The organism is Kribbella yunnanensis (assembly GCF_039529655.1).
Classification (GTDB): domain Bacteria; phylum Actinomycetota; class Actinomycetes; order Propionibacteriales; family Kribbellaceae; genus Kribbella; species Kribbella yunnanensis.
In genome coordinates, this window is record NZ_BAAANF010000015.1 from 223580 (window position 1) to 242297 (window position 18718).

General features: G+C 67.3%; 17 protein-coding genes. 8 read left to right on the plus strand and 9 right to left on the minus strand.

The genetic code is table 11. The features are described from left to right. Positions 1–3: 3 nt before the first annotated feature. From dnaJ to ABD231_RS20695, 4 genes are read right to left on the minus strand one after another with little or no spacing between them, the layout of a single operon-like run. On the minus strand, positions 4–1146 hold the full coding sequence (gene dnaJ, locus ABD231_RS20680; protein WP_344154238.1) for a molecular chaperone DnaJ: 1143 nt from the start codon (positions 1144–1146) through the stop codon (positions 4–6). A 28-nt stretch (positions 1147–1174) separates the two neighbouring features. After that, entirely contained in the window at positions 1175–2197 is a 1023-nt protein-coding gene (hrcA, locus tag ABD231_RS20685) for a heat-inducible transcriptional repressor HrcA (protein ID WP_344154241.1), read from the minus strand. Between the two features lie 49 nt (positions 2198–2246). Next, positions 2247–3332: a Gfo/Idh/MocA family protein gene (locus ABD231_RS20690; protein WP_344154244.1), complete on the minus strand. Its 1086-nt coding sequence runs from the start codon at positions 3330–3332 to the stop codon at positions 2247–2249. Further along, entirely contained in the window at positions 3329–3970 is a 642-nt protein-coding gene (locus ABD231_RS20695; RefSeq protein WP_344154247.1) for a ThuA domain-containing protein, read from the minus strand. Before ABD231_RS20695 ends, ABD231_RS20690 begins: the two co-directional genes overlap by 4 nt. A gap of 90 nt (positions 3971–4060) precedes the next feature. Here ABD231_RS20695 and ABD231_RS20700 point away from each other — a divergent pair, with 90 nt between their 5' ends. From ABD231_RS20700 to ABD231_RS20720, 5 genes are all read left to right on the plus strand, one after another. Then, positions 4061–4405 (plus strand): EF-Tu/IF-2/RF-3 family GTPase, encoded by a 345-nt coding sequence (locus ABD231_RS20700; RefSeq protein WP_344154250.1) that lies wholly within the window; start codon positions 4061–4063, stop codon positions 4403–4405. Between the two features lie 10 nt (positions 4406–4415). Further along, positions 4416–5186 carry an MBL fold metallo-hydrolase gene (locus tag ABD231_RS20705; RefSeq protein WP_344154253.1) on the plus strand — a complete coding sequence of 257 codons (771 nt, stop codon included), beginning with the start codon at positions 4416–4418 and terminating at the stop codon, positions 5184–5186. A gap of 78 nt (positions 5187–5264) precedes the next feature. Then, a complete protein-coding gene (locus tag ABD231_RS20710; protein ID WP_344154256.1) occupies positions 5265–5711 on the plus strand; it encodes a DUF4870 domain-containing protein in 447 nt (148 codons plus the stop codon). A 60-nt stretch (positions 5712–5771) separates the two neighbouring features. Further along, positions 5772–7280, plus strand: a complete 1509-nt coding sequence (locus ABD231_RS20715; RefSeq protein ID WP_344154259.1) for an NCS1 family nucleobase:cation symporter-1 — start codon at positions 5772–5774, stop codon at positions 7278–7280. After that, positions 7273–8097, plus strand: a complete 825-nt coding sequence (locus ABD231_RS20720) for a DUF3097 domain-containing protein (RefSeq protein WP_344154262.1) — start codon at positions 7273–7275, stop codon at positions 8095–8097. Before ABD231_RS20715 ends, ABD231_RS20720 begins: the two co-directional genes overlap by 8 nt. On the opposite strand, the gene ABD231_RS20725 is transcribed toward ABD231_RS20720, so the two are convergent. After that, the gene (locus tag ABD231_RS20725; RefSeq protein ID WP_344154264.1) at positions 8072–10648 is read right to left on the minus strand and encodes a DUF3376 domain-containing protein; all 2577 of its coding nucleotides are present in this window, start codon (positions 10646–10648) and stop codon (positions 8072–8074) included. The genes ABD231_RS20720 and ABD231_RS20725 overlap by 26 nt on opposite strands. A 156-nt stretch (positions 10649–10804) precedes the next feature. Between ABD231_RS20725 and ABD231_RS20730 the strand changes: the two genes are divergently transcribed. Both ABD231_RS20730 and ABD231_RS20735 read left to right on the plus strand, forming a co-directional pair. Next, on the plus strand, positions 10805–11437 hold the full coding sequence (locus ABD231_RS20730) for a hypothetical protein (RefSeq protein WP_344154266.1): 633 nt from the start codon (positions 10805–10807) through the stop codon (positions 11435–11437). A gap of 3 nt (positions 11438–11440) precedes the next feature. Next, positions 11441–12277 carry a hypothetical protein gene (locus tag ABD231_RS20735; RefSeq protein ID WP_344154268.1) on the plus strand — a complete coding sequence of 279 codons (837 nt, stop codon included), beginning with the start codon at positions 11441–11443 and terminating at the stop codon, positions 12275–12277. Positions 12278–12288: 11 nt separating this feature from the next. On the opposite strand, the gene ABD231_RS20740 is transcribed toward ABD231_RS20735, so the two are convergent. The 3 genes from ABD231_RS20740 to hemW all read right to left on the minus strand — a co-directional run bounded on the left by ABD231_RS20740 (position 12289) and on the right by hemW (position 16136). Further along, complete coding sequence (locus tag ABD231_RS20740; protein WP_344154271.1) at positions 12289–13296, minus strand: LacI family DNA-binding transcriptional regulator; 1008 nt, start codon at positions 13294–13296, stop codon at positions 12289–12291. 81 nt (positions 13297–13377) lie between these two features. After that, entirely contained in the window at positions 13378–14688 is a 1311-nt protein-coding gene (locus ABD231_RS20745; RefSeq protein ID WP_344154274.1) for an ABC transporter substrate-binding protein, read from the minus strand. A gap of 236 nt (positions 14689–14924) precedes the next feature. Beyond that, the gene (gene hemW, locus ABD231_RS20750) at positions 14925–16136 is read right to left on the minus strand and encodes a radical SAM family heme chaperone HemW (protein ID WP_344154277.1); all 1212 of its coding nucleotides are present in this window, start codon (positions 16134–16136) and stop codon (positions 14925–14927) included. Between the two features lie 83 nt (positions 16137–16219). Between hemW and ABD231_RS20755 the strand changes: the two genes are divergently transcribed. Further along, on the plus strand, positions 16220–18232 hold the full coding sequence (locus ABD231_RS20755) for an MDR family MFS transporter (RefSeq protein WP_344154280.1): 2013 nt from the start codon (positions 16220–16222) through the stop codon (positions 18230–18232). On the opposite strand, the gene ABD231_RS20760 is transcribed toward ABD231_RS20755, so the two are convergent. Further along, positions 18229–18696 (minus strand): hypothetical protein, encoded by a 468-nt coding sequence (locus ABD231_RS20760; RefSeq protein WP_344154283.1) that lies wholly within the window; start codon positions 18694–18696, stop codon positions 18229–18231. The two genes, ABD231_RS20755 and ABD231_RS20760, sit on opposite strands and share 4 nt — an antisense overlap. Positions 18697–18718 lie beyond the last annotated feature (22 nt).

Consider the following 18718-nt stretch of genomic DNA (forward strand, 5'->3'; position numbering starts at 1 on the left):
CGCTTAGTGCTGGCCGAAGGCGTCGCGGAGGCGGCCGAAGACACCCTTGTGGGTGGCCTGGATCTGACCCTGCGGCCGCTCCTCGTCGCGCGCCACGGCGAGTTGCCGGAGCAGCTCGGCCTGGCTGTCGTCGAGCTTGGTCGGGGTTTCGACGATGATCTGCACGATCAGGTCGCCGCGACCCGCATGCCGCAGTCGCGGCACACCGCGTGCGGTCAGCGTCATCGCCGTACCGGACTGGGTGCCCGGGCGGACCTCCAGCGGGGTGGTCTCGCCCTCCAGCGTCGGCAGGTCGATCGTCGTACCGAGTGCGGCCGCCGTCATCGGGAGCGTGACCGTGCAGTGCAGATCGTCGCCGTGGCGGGTGAAGACCTCGTGCTGCTCGACCTCGATCTCGACGTACAGGTCACCGGCCGGGCCGCCGCCGGGGCCGACCTCGCCCTGACCGGACAGCTGCACGCGGGTGCCGGTGTCGACGCCGCCGGGGATCTTCACGGTGACGGTACGGCGGGAGCGGACCCGGCCGTCGCCCGCGCACTCGACGCACGGGTTCGGGATGGTGGTCCCGAAGCCGCGGCAGTTCGGGCAGGGGCGCATCGTGCGCACCTCGCCGAGGAACGAACGCTGGGTGTGGGTGACCTCGCCACGGCCGTGGCAGATCTCGCAGGTGACCGGCTCGGAGCCGGCCGCAGCACCCGAACCCGAACAGGTCGGACACAGTACGGCGGTGTCGACCTTCAGCTCGCGGGTCGTCCCGAAGGCCGCCTCAGCGAGATCGATCCGGAGCGGGATCAGCGCGTCCTGGCCGCGTCGCGTCCGCGGCCGCGGACCACGGGTCGCCCCGCCGGTCTGGCCGAAGAACGCGTCCATGATGTCGGTGAACGTGAACGCCTGGCCGCCGCCGAACCCACCGGGACCGCCACCGGCGGACGCGAACGGGTCGCCGCCAAGATCGTGCATCTGCCGCTTCTGCGGGTCGCTCAGTACCTGGAACGCGCGGCCGATCTCCTGGAACTTGTGGTGCGCGTCCTCGGAGTCGTTGACGTCGGGATGGTACTGGCGCGCCAGCTTGCGGTACGCCTTCTTGATCTCGTCCGCTGAAGCGTCACGGCTGACGCCCAGGACGGCGTAGTAATCGGTGCTCATACTCCAGACCAGGGGTTAAGTGAATGCATCAGGATTCGGCCAATATCTGGCTGACATAGCGCGCGACAGCCCGTACGGCGCCCATCGTGCTCGGATAGTCCATGTGGGTCGGGCCGACGATGCCCAGCGTGGCCAGCGCCTCCGACTTGGACCCGTAGCCGGTCGCGACCACCGAGGTGGTGGCCAGCTCCTCGTACGGGTTCTCGTGACCGATGCGAACTGTCAGCGTCTGCGGGTGAGTGGCCTCACCGAGCAGCTTGAGCAGGATGACGTGCTCCTCCAGCGCCTCCAGCACCGGCTTCACGTTCCGCTCGAAGTCGTCGCCGTACCGGGTCAGGTTGGCCGCGCCGCCGACCGCGATCCGCTGCTCACCCATCTCGTCGGTGAACGCCTCGAGCAGGGTGGTGACGATCGCGGCCACCAGCGGCCGGTCGTCCGGCGCGAAGTTGTCGGCGACCAAACCCAGCGAGGTGGTGGCCTCGGTCAGTCGCTGACCGGCCATGGCCGTGTTCAGCCGCGACCGCAGGTCGGCGACCAACTGCTCGTCGACGTCCTTCGGCAGCTCGACGATCCGCTGCTCGACGCGGCCGTTGCTGGTGATCAAAACCAGGAGCAGCCGGCGCGGTGTCATCGTGACCACCTCGATGTGCCGGACGCTCGACCGGTTCAGCGACGGGTACTGCACGATCGCGACCTGGCGGGTGATCTGGGCGAGCAGCCGGACAGTACGCCGTACGACGTCGTCCAGGTCGACCGCGCCGCCGAGGAAGGACGTGATGGCCTTCTTCTCGGCCGCGGACAGCGTCTTGACCGTGCTCAGCTTGTCGACGAACAGCCGGTAGCCGGCGTCGGTCGGGATCCGGCCGGCGCTGGTGTGCGGCTGGGTGATGTACCCCTCCTCCTCCAGCGCGGCCATGTCGTTGCGCACCGTGGCCGGGGAGACACCGAGGTTGTGCCGGTCGACGAGTGTCTTCGAGCCGACCGGCTCGTGGGTCGCCACGTAGTCCTCGACGATGGCGCGGAGTACATCCAGCTTGCGCTCGTCCAGCACGCGCACCACCCTCTCCCACGCTTGGCACTCACAAAGTCAGAGTGCCAGTCTAGGCGGTGTCGGGCGTCGCTCCCAACGGAACGGCTGCGGGGCGCGTCACTGTACTGGCCACATCCAAGGGCTGATCCTGGACGGCAGAGTCGATAAAAGACTCCAGTACGTCGAGCACGTGGTACGCCAGCTCGCCGTTCGCCCGGTGCGGCTCGCCGTTGCGCAAAGCCCGGGCCATGTCCGCCACACCGACGCCCCGACCGGCTCCGGCGTACCCACCGGCGACCGGTACCTCGGTCCACTCCCGCTGCTCCGGAGTGACGATCTCAACCGTCCCGTCGAAGCCATTGGGGTCCGGAACCGACAGACTGCCGTCAGTACCGTGCACCTCGATCCGCGGCAGCCGTCCGGCCCACACGTCGAACGACATCAGCACTGTGGTCAGCGCGCCGGACTCGTGCTCCAGTACGCCGGTCACGTGCGTCGGAACCTCCACCGGGAAGACCGTCCCGGCCCGGGGACCGGTGTGGATCATCCGCTCCTGTTTCGACTGCCCGGCGCGCGCGGTGACCCGCCGTACCGGACCGAGGAGGGTGACCAGGCTGGTGACGTAGTACGGGCCCATGTCGAGAACCGGGCCGCCGCCAGGCTGGTAGTAGAACTCGGGCGCCGGGTGCCACAGCTCGTGGCCGGGCGTCACCATGAAGGCAGTCGCGGCATGCGGTACGCCGATGTCCCCGCGGTCGATCACCGCGCGCGCAGTCTGCGTGCCGGTGCCGAGAACCGTGTCGGGCGCGCAGCCGATCCGCAGGTCGTTCGCGGCGGCGTACTTGAGCAGCGGGTCGGCCTCGGCTCGATCCATGGCCAACGGCTTCTCGCCGTACACGTGCTTGCCGGCATTCAGAGCAGCCTGATGTACGGCGGCGTGCGCGGCCGGGATCGTCAGGTTGACCACGATGTCGACGTCGTCGGCGGCGTACAGCTCATCCGGAGTGAGCGCACGGACGCTGTCCGTGGCGACCGCCTGGGCGCGTGCGAGGTCCAGGTCGGCGACGGCGACCACCTCGACGCCGGGGAGCTTGGCCAGGTGATCGAGGTAGGTGCCGGAGATGACTCCGGTGCCGACAATGCCAACGCGCGTCACTTGCTCGCCCACAGCAGCCCCCGCTCGATGATCGTGCGCACCTCGGGAACGTCGAAGTCGTCGAGCTTGTGGCCGACCGTGCAGACGAACACGCGGCCCTCGCCCCACGTGCGCGTCCAGACCGCCGGCATCACCGCACCCTCGATCCACGGGAAGTCCGGGTGCGAGGCGAGCGTGGTCGTGGCCAGTACGTCGTTGGTCGGGTCCACGTGCAGGTAGTACTGCTCGGTGTGGACGTCGAAGTGCGTGATGCCCTCGACGATCGGGTGCTCCGCGATCACCTCGACGCGGTAGTCGGTGAAGTTGTGCGGGTGCGAGATGAACTGTCCGCCGGTGATGAAGTGGTAGTCGGGGTTGTCCCGGAACGAGTCCACGATCCCGCCGTGCCAACCCGCGAACCCGGTCCCGCCGCGGATCGCGTCGGCCAGGCTCTTGATGTGCTCCGGCTTTGTCTCCCCCATCGAGACGCACTGCAGCACCAGGTCGACCCCGTCGAGGTCCAGGTAGCTCTCGGTGCTCTCCGACGTGGTGACGTCGTACCCGTTCTCCTTCAGGTAGGGGATGAACAGCTCGGTCGCCTCGACCGGCACATGCCCGTCCCAGCCACCCCGCACCACCAGCGCACGCTTTGTCGTCACATCGACCACCCTCGAAAGTTTCGCGGAGACCATCGGAAGATTCGCTCACGACCTTATGCGGCTGCCCCGGGCGCGGTCTAGGGTCGGCCCATGGGCTGGAAGTTCTGGAAGCAATCGCCGGCGAACACGTTCCCGGGCACGCGCCCGCAGGACGTCGTACCGCCGGGCGCGTTCGCGCTGACCATCGAGGACGTCTTCTCGATCACCGGCCGCGGCACGGTGGTGACCGGCCGGGTGCAGGCCGGCAGTGCGGCCGTCGGCGACCAGGTGGTGATCAGCCGGGCCGGGCAGGTGCTGGTCCAGAGCCAGATCGACGGGATCGAGATGTTCAAGAAGTCCGGCCTCACTGTCGCGAACGCCGGGGACAACGTCGGACTGCTGCTGCGTGGGGTTTCCAAGGACCAGGTGACCAGGGGCGATGTCATCGGCAAGTAGGGTCGTTGCCATGAGCAGTTGGACTGAGCTGGGCGACAGGTGCTGGGTACGTCGGTACGACGAGTGGGACCTGAACGTCGGGCTGGTCGTCGGATCCGGCGGCGCGTTGGTGATCGACACCCGCGCCACGACCGAAGAGGCCGAGGAACTGCTCGGGCACATCCGCGAGCTGACCGACCAGCCGGTGCGGTGGGTGGTCAACACGCACTCGCACTTCGATCACGTGAACGGGAACGGCGTGTTCACGGAAGCGACGGTCTACGCACACGAGAACACGGCGGCCGCCGCGGAGTTGACGGCCGAGACGTTCTCGGTGGCGAAGGTCATCGACCTGGGTGATCGCCGCGTCGAACTGCTGTACCTCGGCAACGCTCACACCGCCGGCGACGCGGTGGTCGTCGTACCGGATGTGAACGTGTTCTTCCTGGGCGATCTCGTCGAGGAGTCGCAGCCCCCGCAGTACGGCGACGACTCCTTCCCGCTCGAATGGTCGGACACCCTGGAGCGGGTGATCGGGACGATGCCGGCCGGCGCGGTCGTCGTACCGGGTCATGGCGCGGTGGTCGACGCGGCGTTCGCGACCGAGCAGTCCGCGGAGCTCGGTCAGGTCGCGAACACGATCTCCGACCTGCACCACGGCGGGAAGTCCCTCGAGGACGCGCTGAAGCACACCGAGGGCTGGCCATGGGACGGCGCCGACCTGCAGCACGCGATCAAGCGCGCGTACGGCGTGCTCGGGCCGCCGCGGCGGCCGACGATCCCACTCCTCGGCCCGAGCTAGTTTGCCCCAACGTGCACAAGTGCACGATCGATGCGACAACTTGATCATCGGTACACCTAACTCCCCTACCGTTCTGCCATGACCGAACCGCAGAACAACAACAACTTCCAGCCGCCGCAGGACAACGTCCCGCCGCCGCCTCCGGGACCGCAGTTCCAGCAGCAGCCTGGGTTCCAGCCGCCGCCGTACCAGCAGCAGCCGCTGAGCCCGCAGGACGAGCGCACGTGGTCGCTGCTCGCCCACATCGGCACCATCGTGCTGGGCTTCATCGCCCCGCTGGTCGTGCTGCTCGTCCAGGGTGAGAAGTCGCCGATGGTGCGCGCGCACTCCGTGGAGTCGCTGAACTTCCAGATCACCGTCACGATCGGGTACGTCATCTCCTCGATCCTGATGTTCGTGATCATCGGCATCTTCACGTTCTTCGCGCTCTGGATCGCCGCGCTGGTCTTCGCGATCCTGGCCACCATTGCCGCCAGCAAGGGCCTGCCGTACAAGTACCCGTTCGCTTTGCGTCTGGTGCGGTGACATTTAAAGAGGGAACAGTTACTCGTTGACACGGGTTCGGTGAAAGGCGCAACTTGATCCATGGCCACGACTGAGCAGACCACGCACCCCGACGGCCGGGTCGAACTGACCGATCCGGACGCGATCGCGACCAGCCGGTACGGGAACGCGGAGCTCGCTCCGACCCGGCTCCGCGACCGGAACTGGACGACGTACAACTACGCCGCCCTGTGGATGGGGATGGCGCACAACATCCCCAGCTACCTGCTGGCCGCGGGGCTGGTCGCGCTCGGGATGAACTGGCTGCAGGCGTTCGTCACGATCACCCTGGGGAACCTGATCGTGCTCGTCCCGCTGTTGCTGAACAGCCACGCCGGGACGAAGTACGGCATCCCGTTCCCGGTCTTCGCGCGCGCCTTCTACGGCGTCCGCGGGGCGAACTTCCCGGCCCTGCTGCGGGCGTTCATCGCCTGCGGCTGGTTCGGGATCCAGACCTGGATCGGCGGGCAGGCGATCTACGTGATCGTCGGCGAGCTGTTCGGCAAGGGCTGGACCGACGCGTCCGTGGTCGGTGGTCACCCGTGGACGCTGTGGCTGAGCTTCGGCTTCTTCTGGCTGCTGCAGATGGTGCTGATCTGGCGCGGGATCGAAGGCCTGCGCCGGTTCGAGAACTGGGCGGCGCCACTCGTCACGGTGGCCTTCCTGGCGCTGATGATCGCGATCCTGGTCAAGGCCGGCGGCTTCGGCCCGATCCTGTCGCAGCCCTCGAAACTCGGCTGGGACGCCGACTTCTGGAAGATCTTCGCGCCGTCGCTGATGGGCATGATCGCGTTCTGGGCGACGCTCAGCCTGAACATGCCGGACTTCACCCGGTTCGGCAAAGGCCAGCGCCAGCAGGTGATCGGGCAGATCATCGGCCTGCCGACGACGATGTCGTTCATCGCGCTGGTCTCGATCATCACCACCTCGGGCACGGTCCTGGTCTACGGTTCGGCGATCTGGGACCCGGTTGAGCTCACCCGCCGCTTCGAGAACCCGGTCGTGGTCACGATCGGTCTGATCATGGCGATCCTCGCGACCATGTCGTGCAATGTCGCGGCCAACGTCGTCAGTCCGTCGTACGACTTCGCGAACGCCCTGCCGCGCTGGCTGAACTTCCGCACCGCCGGTCTGCTCACCGGCGTGATCGGCATCGTGATCCAGCCCTGGCGGCTGATCTCGGACCCGTCGATCTACATCTTCGTCTGGCTGTCGTTCTACGGCGGCCTGCTCGCCTCGGTCGCCGGCGTGCTGATCGCCGGCTACTGGTTCATCGACCGTACGGCGCTCGCGCTGCCCGACCTCTACAAGTCGTCCGGCCGCTACTGGTACTCGTCGGGCTGGAACTGGCGCGCAGTCGTCGCCACCCTCTTCGGCTCACTCCTCGCCGTCGGCGGCGCCCACTCCGAACCAGGCAAAGGCCCCTTCCCCGTCGACGGCCTGATCCCCTTCCTCAAGCCCTTGTACGACTACTCGTGGGTCGTCGGCCTGATCGCCGGTTTCGCTGTCTATTTCCTGCTCAGCAAACCGGTACGGTTGGCGCGTGGCTGATCGGTATGGGAACGACGTACTGAGTGGGGACTGGCGCAAACCCAAGAACGGGCGGACCGTCGAGGTCGAGATCGAGAAGGGCATGGTCGTCGAGGAACCCACGTCCGGGTTCGTCGGGGCGATCGTGCGCTGGGAACACGGTGTCGTCGACCTCGAGGACCGGCACGGCAAGATCCGTTCGTACCCGATGGGTCCGGGGTTCTGGCTGGACGGCAAGCCAGTCAGCCTGACCGCGCCGAAGAAGGCCGGTCCGGCCAAGAAGACCCGTACGGCGTCAGGTTCGGTCGCTGTCGACAATGTCCGGGCGAAGGTGGCGCGGGCGAGCCGGATCTACGTCGAGGGCCGGCACGACGCCGAGCTGGTCGAGAAGGTCTGGGGTGACGACCTGCGGATCGAGGGTGTCGTCGTCGAGTACCTCGAAGGGATCGACGACCTGCTCGGGATCGTGAACCGGTTCCAGCCCGGCCCCGGCCGGCGGCTCGGCGTCCTGGTCGACCACTTGGTCGAGGGCTCCAAGGAATCCAAGATCGCCGCGCAGATCGACAACCGGTACGTGCGGATCGTCGGGCACCCGTTCATCGACGTCTGGGAGGCGGTCAAGCCCTCCTCGGTCGGTATCAAGGCCTGGCCAAGGATCCCGCACGGCCAGGACTGGAAGAAGGGCGTGCTGCAGTCGTTCGGCTGGCCGGCCACCGACCAGGCCGACGTCGCCGCAGCCTGGAAACACATCCTGTCCAAGGTGAACAGCTTCGCCGACCTCGACCCGAGCCTGCTCGGCCGGGTCGAGGAGCTCATCGATTTCGTGACGCTGGACTGATCTCCGGCAACCGCTTCTCGATCCAGGCCTTGATCAGCCGGCGAGCCCGCCGTACGTACCAGGTCAGGGCACCGAGCAGCGCACCCGCGGCCAGCACCATCCCGGCCAGTACGGCGGCGATGATCCGCACCCCGGCGGTGTCGACCACGCCGGCGACGATCAGCAGCACGATGCCGAGACCGAGCGCGGCCAATGGCATCCACGGCTCGAAGAGCAGCGGGCGCTTGGCCTCGGTCAGTTTGGCCCCGCGCACGACTCGGCCCCACACGGTCTCCCGGGCCGGTTTGGTGAACCAGCGCGCGGTGCGCAGCAGCCACGTCTCCGGCTGATGCTTCCGACCGGCCATCGCCTTGACCATGTTGCCCACCTGCGGACCGAGACCGCCCGAGACATCGACCATTCGATCTGCAAGGCCTTTGGTCGTCGCACGTCCCTCGGCTGACTGGTTCAGCTCGTCGCGCATCGTCGTCAGCGCACTGAGCCCTGCCTCGGCCGGGAAGTCCTCGGCCAGCCGCTGGATCCGGTCCGCGACCGCTTGCGGCTTCCAGTCCTCGGCCTCCAGCACTTGACGCTGAGTCTCCCGAATCCAGTCCTTGTCGGCGCCGAGCATCGCACCGAGATGCGCGACGCAGTGCAAGCGGCCCATCAGCCAGTCCCAGCGCCGCCAATCCGCCGCACCGAACGCACCGAAGTGGCCGACCTGACTGCCGTACAGGATGCGGTCCTTCAGATCGTCGGCGATCGATCCGGCCGGCAGATCATCCAGCAGGGTCAAGGGAATGTCCGGTCCGAGCCGGAGGAACTGGAACGGCGCACTGCGCTGCTGCGGCGTCCGCGCCGACGTACAGCGCGAGACGATCTCCACTTCGAGCGCGGTCTCGACGAGGTTCCAGCCGATGACGGCGACCAACTCCGCGAACGCCGTACCCAGTGCCTGCTGGATCTGCAGGTCCTCGAAGATGTCGGTCAGCCCGACCGCGACCGCCTCGGCGCCACCGGCCGGCCGCAGGTCGAGATCCGCCTTGGTGAGCTGCTCGGTCAATGCATCGCGCACGGCCTGCGCCTTGAGCAGACAGTCGCTGGTCGCCTGCAGCCGCCGCTCGAGCTCGGCGCGTTCATCGGCGGGCGCCACGCTGATCCGGTTCCGCAGTGAACGCAGGATCAGCCGGATGACCCGCTCAGCCGCGCCCGTCCCCCACACCCAGCGCGCCTCGCCGTTCTGTTGCAACGGCTGGATCCCACCATCCGGATCCGGAACCCACGGGTGATCGGTCGCGAGGATCTCGTCGATCTCCCGCTCGGACAACGCGGTGGCCGCGTCGAGCACGGTGGACTGGTCGTGGCTCGCGATCGTCACGGCCTCCCAGATTCCCCCAGCGGCCCGACCACGCGAGTACGCCGGTTGCAGCGCCGCCGCGGCGGAATGCAGCCGCTCCCGTTCAACTGATTGCTCCATGCAACGATCGAACAGCCGCTGGGTGTCCGACCAGGACGCGTCCGCCTCCAGCAGCAACCGCTCGAGCTGCTCGACATCGGAGCGGAAGTCCACCTCGCGCGGGAACTGCACGGCCGACAACGCGGCCACCCGCCAACTCGGTTCCTTGGCCTCGGGGAGGGCAGTCGACGCACTCCCGATCCCGGCCGACGGTACGACGTACAGGACGTATCTGCTCGCCCGTCCGGCGACCGGCCGGCGCGCGACCACGTCGAGCACCGGACCGAACGGCGCGTTGTCGAGCACACCACCGTCGACCAGCCAGGCACCGGACTCGGCGGTCGTCGGCTGCATCCGCGGCGGCGACGAGGCCAGCTTCGGCGTCTCCAGCACCGGCCCGAACGCAGCCGGGAACGACGCACTCGCCCGCGCGGCCCGGGCGAGCAGCTTGGTGTCCTTCAACCCGTTCGTGTCCTTGACCGTGAACGTCCGGGTCGCCCCGTCGTACTTCGCCGTGTTCTCACTGGTGAACTGGAACAGATACCGATGATCCGGTACGACGAATCGCTGGCCGGCCGCATCCCGCGCTTCGAACTGCTGAACACCAAGACCGGACGCGGTCACGAACAACGTGACGGGCGCTTCGGCTGCGGTCTCGCCAGCATCGGCGACGCCCTTGATCAGACTGTCGAGCTCCTGCAAGAAGTAGTTGCCGTCCAACACCGAAGTCGACTTCTCGCCGGCCGACGGCACGAGCTTGCCGACCTCGAGCGATCCGAGCCCGACCCACTTCTGTCGCAACCACGGTCCGTCCGAACCACCCGGGTCCAAGGTCGACCCGTTCGAGATCGCGGTTGCCAGCAACGATCCGTTCAGCCCACCGGCGCTCGTACCGGCGATGACGTCCACGACGACTCGCCGCCGCTCGTCACCGCGCTGGCACAGTTCTCGCCAACGGTCGGCCAGCACCTCGTCGTACGGCTGCGGACCCGGCGCCGCCGACGAACCGGACGCACGCCGGATCAGATCCAGCTCGTGTGTCACACCGCCCATCCACACGGCCAGACTGACCCCACCGTTGAGAACCAGCGCGATCCGGATCTCATGCTCACTCATACGTGTCGTCCCCCTAGCCTCACATGTACCACCTTGGTCACTAAGAGGGACGAAAGCAACAGCGGAGCGTGAACAATAGGTTGCCCGGACGAGCAATCACTGAGAGCTTGTCGACCCTCACCCACAGGCGCATCCTGGATTTGGGGGGTGATCGATATGCGCAGAGCGTTATCGGCCGCGGTAGCGATCCTGATGCTGGTCGCGGGGTGCGACGACACGTCGGCGGGCGATGGTCCGCCGGGAGGTACGTCACCGCCGGAAACGACGGCGCCGACCGAGGAACCGAAGCCGGAACCGACCGATCCGGAGAGCACGCAGACCACGCAGAACAAGCCCGCCATCTCGTTGGCGACCGCGCCGGTCGGAGGCGCCCCCGACGAGGCCGGGATCAGCCAGTGCGCGTCGGTCGCCTGGCTGGCCGGCGAGGTCCCGGACGGCACGGTCGTCACCTTCGGCGAAGTCCACCTCGAGCCGAGCAACATCTTCAAACTCGACCAGGAGGCCTGTGCGGATGACCGTCGGCAATGTCCCGGCCTGGTCATCAGCTCGAACAGGCAGTTCGAGCCGTGCTACGTCGGCGCGCGGCAGGTAGCCAACGGCAACGAGGACCCGAACGTCGTCATCGAGGCCGAGGTCACCTGCAATACCGAGGAGGACTGCCGCAAAGTCCAGAAGGAGGCGAAGAAGCGGGGCACCCAGGTGGAGTTCATCACGGGCGAGCTGCCCACGCTCGAGCCCACGGAGACTGTTGAGCCCACCGAGACACCCGAGACTCCGACCGGTGGGTGAGCGATGCCGGACGAGCGATCGCAGGCCGAGCGCTGGGTGAGCTTCGCCGCCGGCATCGTCACGCCGGTGACGCTGATCAGCACGTTGCTCTTCTACTTCGGGTACGTCTCCGCGCGCTCGCAGTACGAGTACTTCGGCATCGACGTCGACACGATCGGCCTGAGCACCCAGGACTACGTGATGCGCAGTCCACAACCGCTGCTCGTCCCACTCCTCGTGCTGACGCTCATCGCGGTGGCCGCGCTCCTTGTGCACAACGCGATCCACCCGACAGCAACCGCCGTACGGCGAGCCACTCGTGTCATCGTCGTCGTACTGCTGCTCGGCGTGGCCGGGCTACTCGCGTTCCCACTGATCGGGCAGCTGCCGTACTACGCGCTGATCGTGCCGATGGTGATCGGACTGGCCGCTGCCGCGCTCGCCTACGCCACCTTTCTCCGCAGTCGCCTCGATCCGGCGACTCGTGCGCCACGCGTGCTGATCGGCCTGCTCGCGGTCGCCACGGTGACTTGCGCGTTCTGGGCGACTGCGACGACAGCGCAGTACTCCGGTCGTGGCCTGGCCAAGGGTGATGCGCGGAACCTCGATCGCTTCCCGGTGGTCATCCTGGACACCAAGGAGAAGCTCGCACTGCGGTCACCAGGTCTGGAGGAGACCGCGCTCCGGCCCGGTGCCGGGCAGACGTTCCACTACCGGTACCGCGGTCTGCGGCTGCTCGTGGTCGGCGAGAACCGCATGTTCCTGGTGCCGCAGAACTGGACGGCCTCGAACACGACTGTCGTCGTACCGCTGAACGACTCGGTCCGGGTGCAGTTCCTGTTCCAGAACGATCCGCCGTAAGCACTCACGACTCAGGCGGAGTCGCGGATGATCAGCTCGGTGCCGTAGACCTCGGGGCTGGTCAGGTCGGCGCCGCCGATCTTGGCCAGCAGGATCTCGGCCAGCCGCGACCCGAGCTGCTGGATCGGCTGGCGAACCGTGGTCAGCTTCGGGGTTGTCGTGGTCGCCATCACCGAGTCGTCGAAACCGACCACCGCGACATCGGCCGGAACCCGGCGACCGCGCTCGGACAGCACCCGCAGTACGGCGGTCGCCATCAGGTCGTTGGCCACGAAGATCCCGTCGAGATCGGGGTACTTGTCGAGCAGCTCCTGCGCGGCCGCTTCGCCTCCGTCGGCGGTGAAGTCGCCGAAGGCAACGGCCTCCGGCAAACCGGCCTCGGTCACCACGTTCTGGTAGCCGGTCAACCGGTCCAGACCCGCCGTCATATCGATCGGACCGGCGACCGTGCCGAGCTTGCGACGGCCGAGACCCAGCAGATGCTCGACCGCGGTCCGCGCGCCGGCCACGTTGTCGACGTCCACACTCGCGACCGGGATGTCGACGCCGAGCGGACGAGCACTGAACACGATCGGCAGCGGCAGTTGCGCGAGCTCCTGCAGCACGTTGTCGCGGCCGTGGTGGCTGATCACGATCGCGCCGTCGACGTGACCACCGCGCAGATAACGCAGCAACCGCTGATCATCACCTTCGGCCGGCTCGAGCAGCAGCACCAGCTGGAAGGAGGTCGGGGCGAGCGTCCGGCTCACGCCACGCAGCATCCCGGCGATGACCGGGTCGGAGAAGACCCGGCTGTCCGGTTCCGGTACGACGATCGCGACCGAGTCGGTCCGTCGTGTCACCAGCGCACGGGCGGCCCGGTTCGGCACGTAGCCCAGCTGACCGATCGCACGCTCGACCAGCGCCACCGTCTCCGGCAGCACCTTGGGCGATCCGTTCACCACCCGGGACACAGTCGCGCGCGAAACCCCGGCCAGTGCTGCGACCTGCTCGAGCGTGGGAGAACCCGTGTCGTCCATCGGCCCTCCCCGTGTCGGTTGGTGTGTGTTCACACCGTATTACTATCCGGGGTTATTTTCTGTCCTACACCCCGAGTGGCGTCAGCCACTCGATCGCGTGTTCGCTGCCTTCTCGGCGTCGTTCAGTGCCTGCTGCCAGGCCGCGTTCGGAGGCTGCTTGCGGTCGTCGACCCGAGCCAGTGCCGCACTGAACACCTGGTTGATCTCACCCTCGCGCGGGCCCTTGTGCTGCTTGAGAATCACCGCCCGCGCCCGGTTGACGAAGATCTGCCCGACCGGCGCATTGTTGAAGTAGGCATTGACCTGCGACTTCACCTGCGGGTCGTCGTACGCATCGAGGGTCGACGGGAACGAACCGACCTTCTTGAAGACCTTGACCTGCTGTTCCGGTGCGGTGAGCCAGGCCGCTAGCCGGGCCGCCTCGGCCTGCTGCGGCGACTGCTTCGGCACGGTCAGGTAGGACCCGCCCCAGTTGCCGCCACCGCCGGGGAAGACATCGGCAACATCCCATTTGCCCTTGCCATAGCTGCCGGCGTTCTCCTGGATGACGCCGAGCAGCCAGCCCGGGCAGGCCATCGTCGCGAACGCGTCGGAGCGGAAGGCCTTGTTCCAGGCTTCGCTCCAGGCCGGCAACCGCGCGGACAGACCGTCCGCACTGCCTTGCACCACCTGGTCCCAGACGTTCTTCAGCTGCGTGTTCTCACTGCCGAGGAAGCGGTCCTGGTTGGAGTAGTAGGCCTGGATCAGCTGGTTGCGCATCGCCTCCCAGGTCAGCACCGCGGAGTCGTACCAGGCCGAACCCGGCACCTTCTGCTTGAACTTGCGGCCGGTCGCGAAGTACGACGGCCAGTCCGCGAACAGCTTGGCCACCTCGACCCGGTCGGTCGGCAGGCCCGCCTTCGCGAACAGGTCGCGGCGGTAGCAGATCGCCTCCGGCCCGATATCCGTGCCGTAGCCGATGATCCGGCCGTCCTGGGTGGTCGCGCCGGAGACCTTCCAGTCCAGCCAGCGGTCCTTCAGGTCGTTCGCGCCGTAGTCGCGCAGGTCGGCGAACTGGTCACCACGGGCCAGGTACTTGTAGATCCAGCTGAGTTCCATGGCCTCGATATCGGCCATCCCGGCGCCGCTGGCCAGGTTCGCGTCGAGGTTCTTGATGTGTGCGTCGACCGTTTCCGCGTGCCGCTCCACGATCCGGATGTTCGGGTGCTCGGCCATGTACTCGTCGTACAGGTCGGCGTACCCGAACTCGTTGAAGGTCGCGATGGTCAGTTCGATCTTCGGCTGGTCGCCGGAGCTGGTCGGGTCGCCGCCGCAGGAGGCAGCCAGCAACGTCAGCGCGCAGCCGAGCAGTACGGCGATGGGGCGGTGGCCGGCACGGAATCTGCGCCGCATGAAATGGCTCCCTGGAACTGGACGGAGTTGAGAGCGCTCTCGGATCGCGAAAGTGAGCTGAGTTTCGAGCGTTCCCACCGGCTCTGTCAAGCCTTTGCCGATTACTCTCCGGTGCCGAAAGATGCAGGTCAGTACATACCAGGCATCGTTGTCACACTGCGAACCACGCCGATTACCGTCTGCTGAATCTATACGTTATTCACAGCCAGTTACCAGGTTCGCGATAAGACGGCTTGTCAGGGCAGGAGATCCCGGACCACTGCGTCGGCCAGCAGGCGGCCGCGATCGGTGAGCACCAAGCGGTCGCCGATGAGGGTGATCAGGCCGTCGATGACGAGGGTGTCGACGGCGGCTCGGCCGGGGGTGTCGAGGACGTCGAGCGGCAAACCTGCGGCCAGGCGAACCTCGAGCAGGACTCGCTCAATCCGGCGGGTCTCGTCGTCCAGGACCTCACGGGCGTGGGCTGGACTGGGACCGGTGGCGAGGCGTTCGGCGTACGCGGTGGGGTGCTTGACGTTCCACCAGCGGACACCGCCGACGTGGCTGTGTGCGCCGGGTCCGATGCCCCACCAGGTGTCGCCGCGCCAGTAGAGCTCGTTGTGGCGGCAGCGGGCGTCTTCGGTGCGGGCCCAGTTCGAGACCTCGTACCAGTTGAGGCCGGCCTGGCTGAGCAGGTTGTCGGCCAGCACGTACTTGTCGGCCAGGTCGTCGTCGTCCGGCATCGGCAGTTCGCCGCGACGTACCCGCCTGGCCAACTGGGTCCCATCCTCGACGATCAACGCGTAGGCGCTGACGTGATCCGGATCCGCGGACAGCGCCGACTCCAGCGACGTCCGCCAGTCCTCGAGCGACTCCCCCGGCGTGCCGTAGATCAGGTCGAGGTTCACATGCTCGAAGCCGGCCGCGGTCGCTTCCTTGACGGCCTGCAGTGCGCGACCAGGGGTGTGGTGGCGATCGAGAATCTTGAGTACGTGCGACGAAGCGCTCTGCATGCCGAAGCTGACCCGCGTGAACCCCGCCTCCAACAACGCTTCGAGGTACGCCGGATCGACCGACTCGGGATTGGCCTCGGTACTGACCTCCGCGTTCGGCGCCAGACCGAACTCGTCGCGAACCGCCTTGAGCATCGCGCCGAGATCAGCGGCCGGCAGAAGTGTCGGCGTACCGCCCCCGAAGAACACCGTCTCGACCGGCCGATCGAGGTCTGCCAGCACCCGCCGTGCGAGTCGGACCTCGCCGATCGCAGTCTCGGCGTACGACGCCTGGGAGCCACCGCCGCCGAGCTCCTTGGCGGTGTAGGTGTTGAAGTCGCAGTAGCCGCAGCGCGACGCGCAGAACGGGACGTGCAGGTAGAACCCGAACGGGCGGTCGGCCGCCTCGCGGACAGCGGCATCCGGCAGCGCCCCGTCCTGGGGCGCAACCTCCCCCTCGGGCAACGTTGACGGCACCCGCCCAGTCTACGGACCGGTTCTTGATCGGATCGCCGGGATTCCGTGGTAGCGGAGTGTGCTGAGGCCGTTACATTCGGCTCATGGAGACCGAGGCTCAGCCGGTAGGACGTGGCACCCGGAACGCCGTGGTGGTCGCGATCATGCTCGGGATGCTGCTCGCGGCACTCGATCAGACTATCGTGGCCACCGCGCTACCGACCATCGTCAGCGACCTGGGTGGTGCGAACCACCTGTCCTGGGTGGTCACGTCGTACCTGCTGGCCGAGACGATCATGACCGCGCTGATCGGCAAGTTCGGCGACCTCTACGGCCGCAAACGCATGTTCCTGCTCAGTGTCGTGCTGTTCCTCGCCGGTTCGGCACTGTGCGGGATGGCCGACTCGATGCTGTGGCTGGTCGGCTCCCGCGCCATCCAGGGGCTCGGCGCGGGCGGTCTGATGGTGACCGCGATGGCGGTCATCGCGGACGTCGTACCGCTCAGTGAACGCGGTAAGTACCAGGGCGTGATGGGCTCGGTCTTCGGCGTCTCCACCGTGGCCGGCCCGCTCCTCGGCGGACTGTTCGTCGACCACCTGAGCTGGCGCTGGGCGTTCTACGTGAACATCCCGCTCGGCATCGTCGTACTGATCGTTGCCTCGATCACCCTTCCGTCGGTCAAGGCACCAACGAGTCCGAAGATCGACTACCTCGGCATCCTGTTCATCGGTGCGGCCGCGACCGGACTGACCCTCGTGACCACCTGGGGCGGCAACGAGTATGCCTGGGGTTCGACTGTCATCCTCGCGATGATCGCCGGCTCCGTCCTCGCTCTCGCCTTGTTCATCTGGGCCGAACGCCGAGCTCCCGAACCCTTGCTGCCCTTGCGATTGTTCCGATCCGGCGTGTTCACGGTCTGCTCGATCATGAGCTTCATCATCGGGTTCGCGATGCTCGGTGGTGTCACGTATCTGCCGACGTACCTGCAGTTCGTGCACGGCGCCTCGGCGACCGAGTCCGGGCTGCAGATGCTGCCGCTGGTCGGTGGTCTGCTGGTCGCCTCGATCCTCGTCGGCCAGGTGATCAGCAAGACCGGTCGCTACCGCATCTTCCCGATCATCGGCACCGTGCTGATCGGCGTCGGCCTCTTCCTGCTCTCGCTGCTCACCAACACCACGTCGTACGTCGAGACGGCCGGCTTCATGGTGGTTCTCGGTGTCGGCGTCGGTCTGTGCATGCCGGTCCCGACCGTCGTCGTCCAGAGCACTGTCGACTACTCCGATCTCGGCGTCGCCACCTCCGGCGTCAGCTTCCTCCGCACGATGGGCAGTTCCTTCGGCGTCGCCGTCTTCGGCTCGATCTACGCACACCAGCTTCCGGAGAAACTCGCTCCCGCCGTACAGAGCGCGCAGATCGACCCACGCCTGGCCCAGACGGTCGAAGGCGTCCGGGGTTTGCCGTCGGCCGCCCGCTCGTTCATCACCGCGGCGTACGCCGACTCCCTGCACGTCGTCTTCCTCTGGGCCGTCCCGGTAGCCGGCCTCGGCTTCCTCACCGCCCTCCTGCTGAAGCAGGTCCCCCTCCGCGACACCGCCCGGATGTCCGCCCGCGACGTCGGCGAGAACTTCGCCGCCCCCGCCTCTTTCGACTCCGAGCACGAACTCCAGAAGCTCGCCGCCCTCGTCGTCCAGCACCACCAGCGCAACCCCGCCCCCGAGGTCCTCGCCGAATCCGGCCTCCCCCTCACCACCGCCCAGGCCTGGCTGATCATGCGCGTCTTCCGCGGCGGCCGCGAAACCGGCGCCGCCACCCTCGCCGCCATGACCGCCGACCTCAAGATGCCCCCCGGCGTCCTGGAACCCCTGGCCACCCAACTAGTTGCCGCCGGCTACCTTTCCGAAACCCTCGGCCAGTACCGCTTCACCCCGGCGGGCCTGGAAATGTTCCAACGCTTCGTCGGCGCCTTCCGCACCTGGATGCTCACCCGCCTGTCCGAATGGGACCCCGAAAACTCCGAAGCCTTCTCCGCCGCCGTAGACCGGATAGCCACCCAAATGATCGACCAAGGCCAATCCCTCACCACCGGAAAACACGCCGCAACCCTCACCCCGGTCTAAACCACCAGCAATACAATCCCCACCACCCCGAACACCGCGGTGACAAGCAGCACCGCCGTCTCCATCCGCGGCTTGGGTCCGTCATCCCGGTCATAAACCTTGTTCGGCGCCCATTCCAACGACACGCCCGACCGAGTGGACAGCGACACCACCACAGCGATCCCCGCTCCCACCGCCAGCCCCACCGGCACACCCCGCTCGGACGGTACGGCGGTTGTGGAGATCACCATTGCCGCCAACCACCCGATCCCAGATGTGAGCAGCAACCGCGGCCGGACCCGTCGTACCACCGCGAACAGCCCGAGCAACCACAGCAGCTCAACGGCATACCCAGCCCGCACACTCACCGGGCCGTCGGCGAGTACCGCGAACACGATCCCGATGATGGCGAGCATCACGTTCAGCACGCCGTACGGAATGCTTCCACCGTCCGACCCGAAGTACCGATAGATCCGTCGCAGCACAGTCATCACCGTACGACGCCGG

Excerpts from the sequence above, each read along its gene's own strand:
- ABD231_RS20755 (WP_344154280.1), top strand. The coding sequence starts at position 16,220 with ATGGAGACCGAGGCTCAGCCGGTAGGACGTGGCACCCGGAACGCCGTG.
- ABD231_RS20735 (WP_344154268.1), top strand. The coding sequence starts at position 11,441 with ATGCCGGACGAGCGATCGCAGGCCGAGCGCTGGGTGAGCTTCGCCGCC.
- ABD231_RS20730 (WP_344154266.1), top strand. The coding sequence starts at position 10,805 with ATGCGCAGAGCGTTATCGGCCGCGGTAGCGATCCTGATGCTGGTCGCG.
- ABD231_RS20745 (WP_344154274.1), bottom strand. The coding sequence starts at position 14,688 with ATGCGGCGCAGATTCCGTGCCGGCCACCGCCCCATCGCCGTACTGCTC.
- ABD231_RS20710 (WP_344154256.1), top strand. The coding sequence starts at position 5,265 with ATGACCGAACCGCAGAACAACAACAACTTCCAGCCGCCGCAGGACAAC.
- ABD231_RS20725 (WP_344154264.1), bottom strand. The coding sequence starts at position 10,648 with ATGAGTGAGCATGAGATCCGGATCGCGCTGGTTCTCAACGGTGGGGTC.
- ABD231_RS20700 (WP_344154250.1), top strand. The coding sequence starts at position 4,061 with ATGGGCTGGAAGTTCTGGAAGCAATCGCCGGCGAACACGTTCCCGGGC.
- ABD231_RS20740 (WP_344154271.1), bottom strand. The coding sequence starts at position 13,296 with ATGGACGACACGGGTTCTCCCACGCTCGAGCAGGTCGCAGCACTGGCC.
- dnaJ (WP_344154238.1), bottom strand. The coding sequence starts at position 1,146 with ATGAGCACCGATTACTACGCCGTCCTGGGCGTCAGCCGTGACGCTTCA.
- ABD231_RS20715 (WP_344154259.1), top strand. The coding sequence starts at position 5,772 with ATGGCCACGACTGAGCAGACCACGCACCCCGACGGCCGGGTCGAACTG.
- ABD231_RS20705 (WP_344154253.1), top strand. The coding sequence starts at position 4,416 with ATGAGCAGTTGGACTGAGCTGGGCGACAGGTGCTGGGTACGTCGGTAC.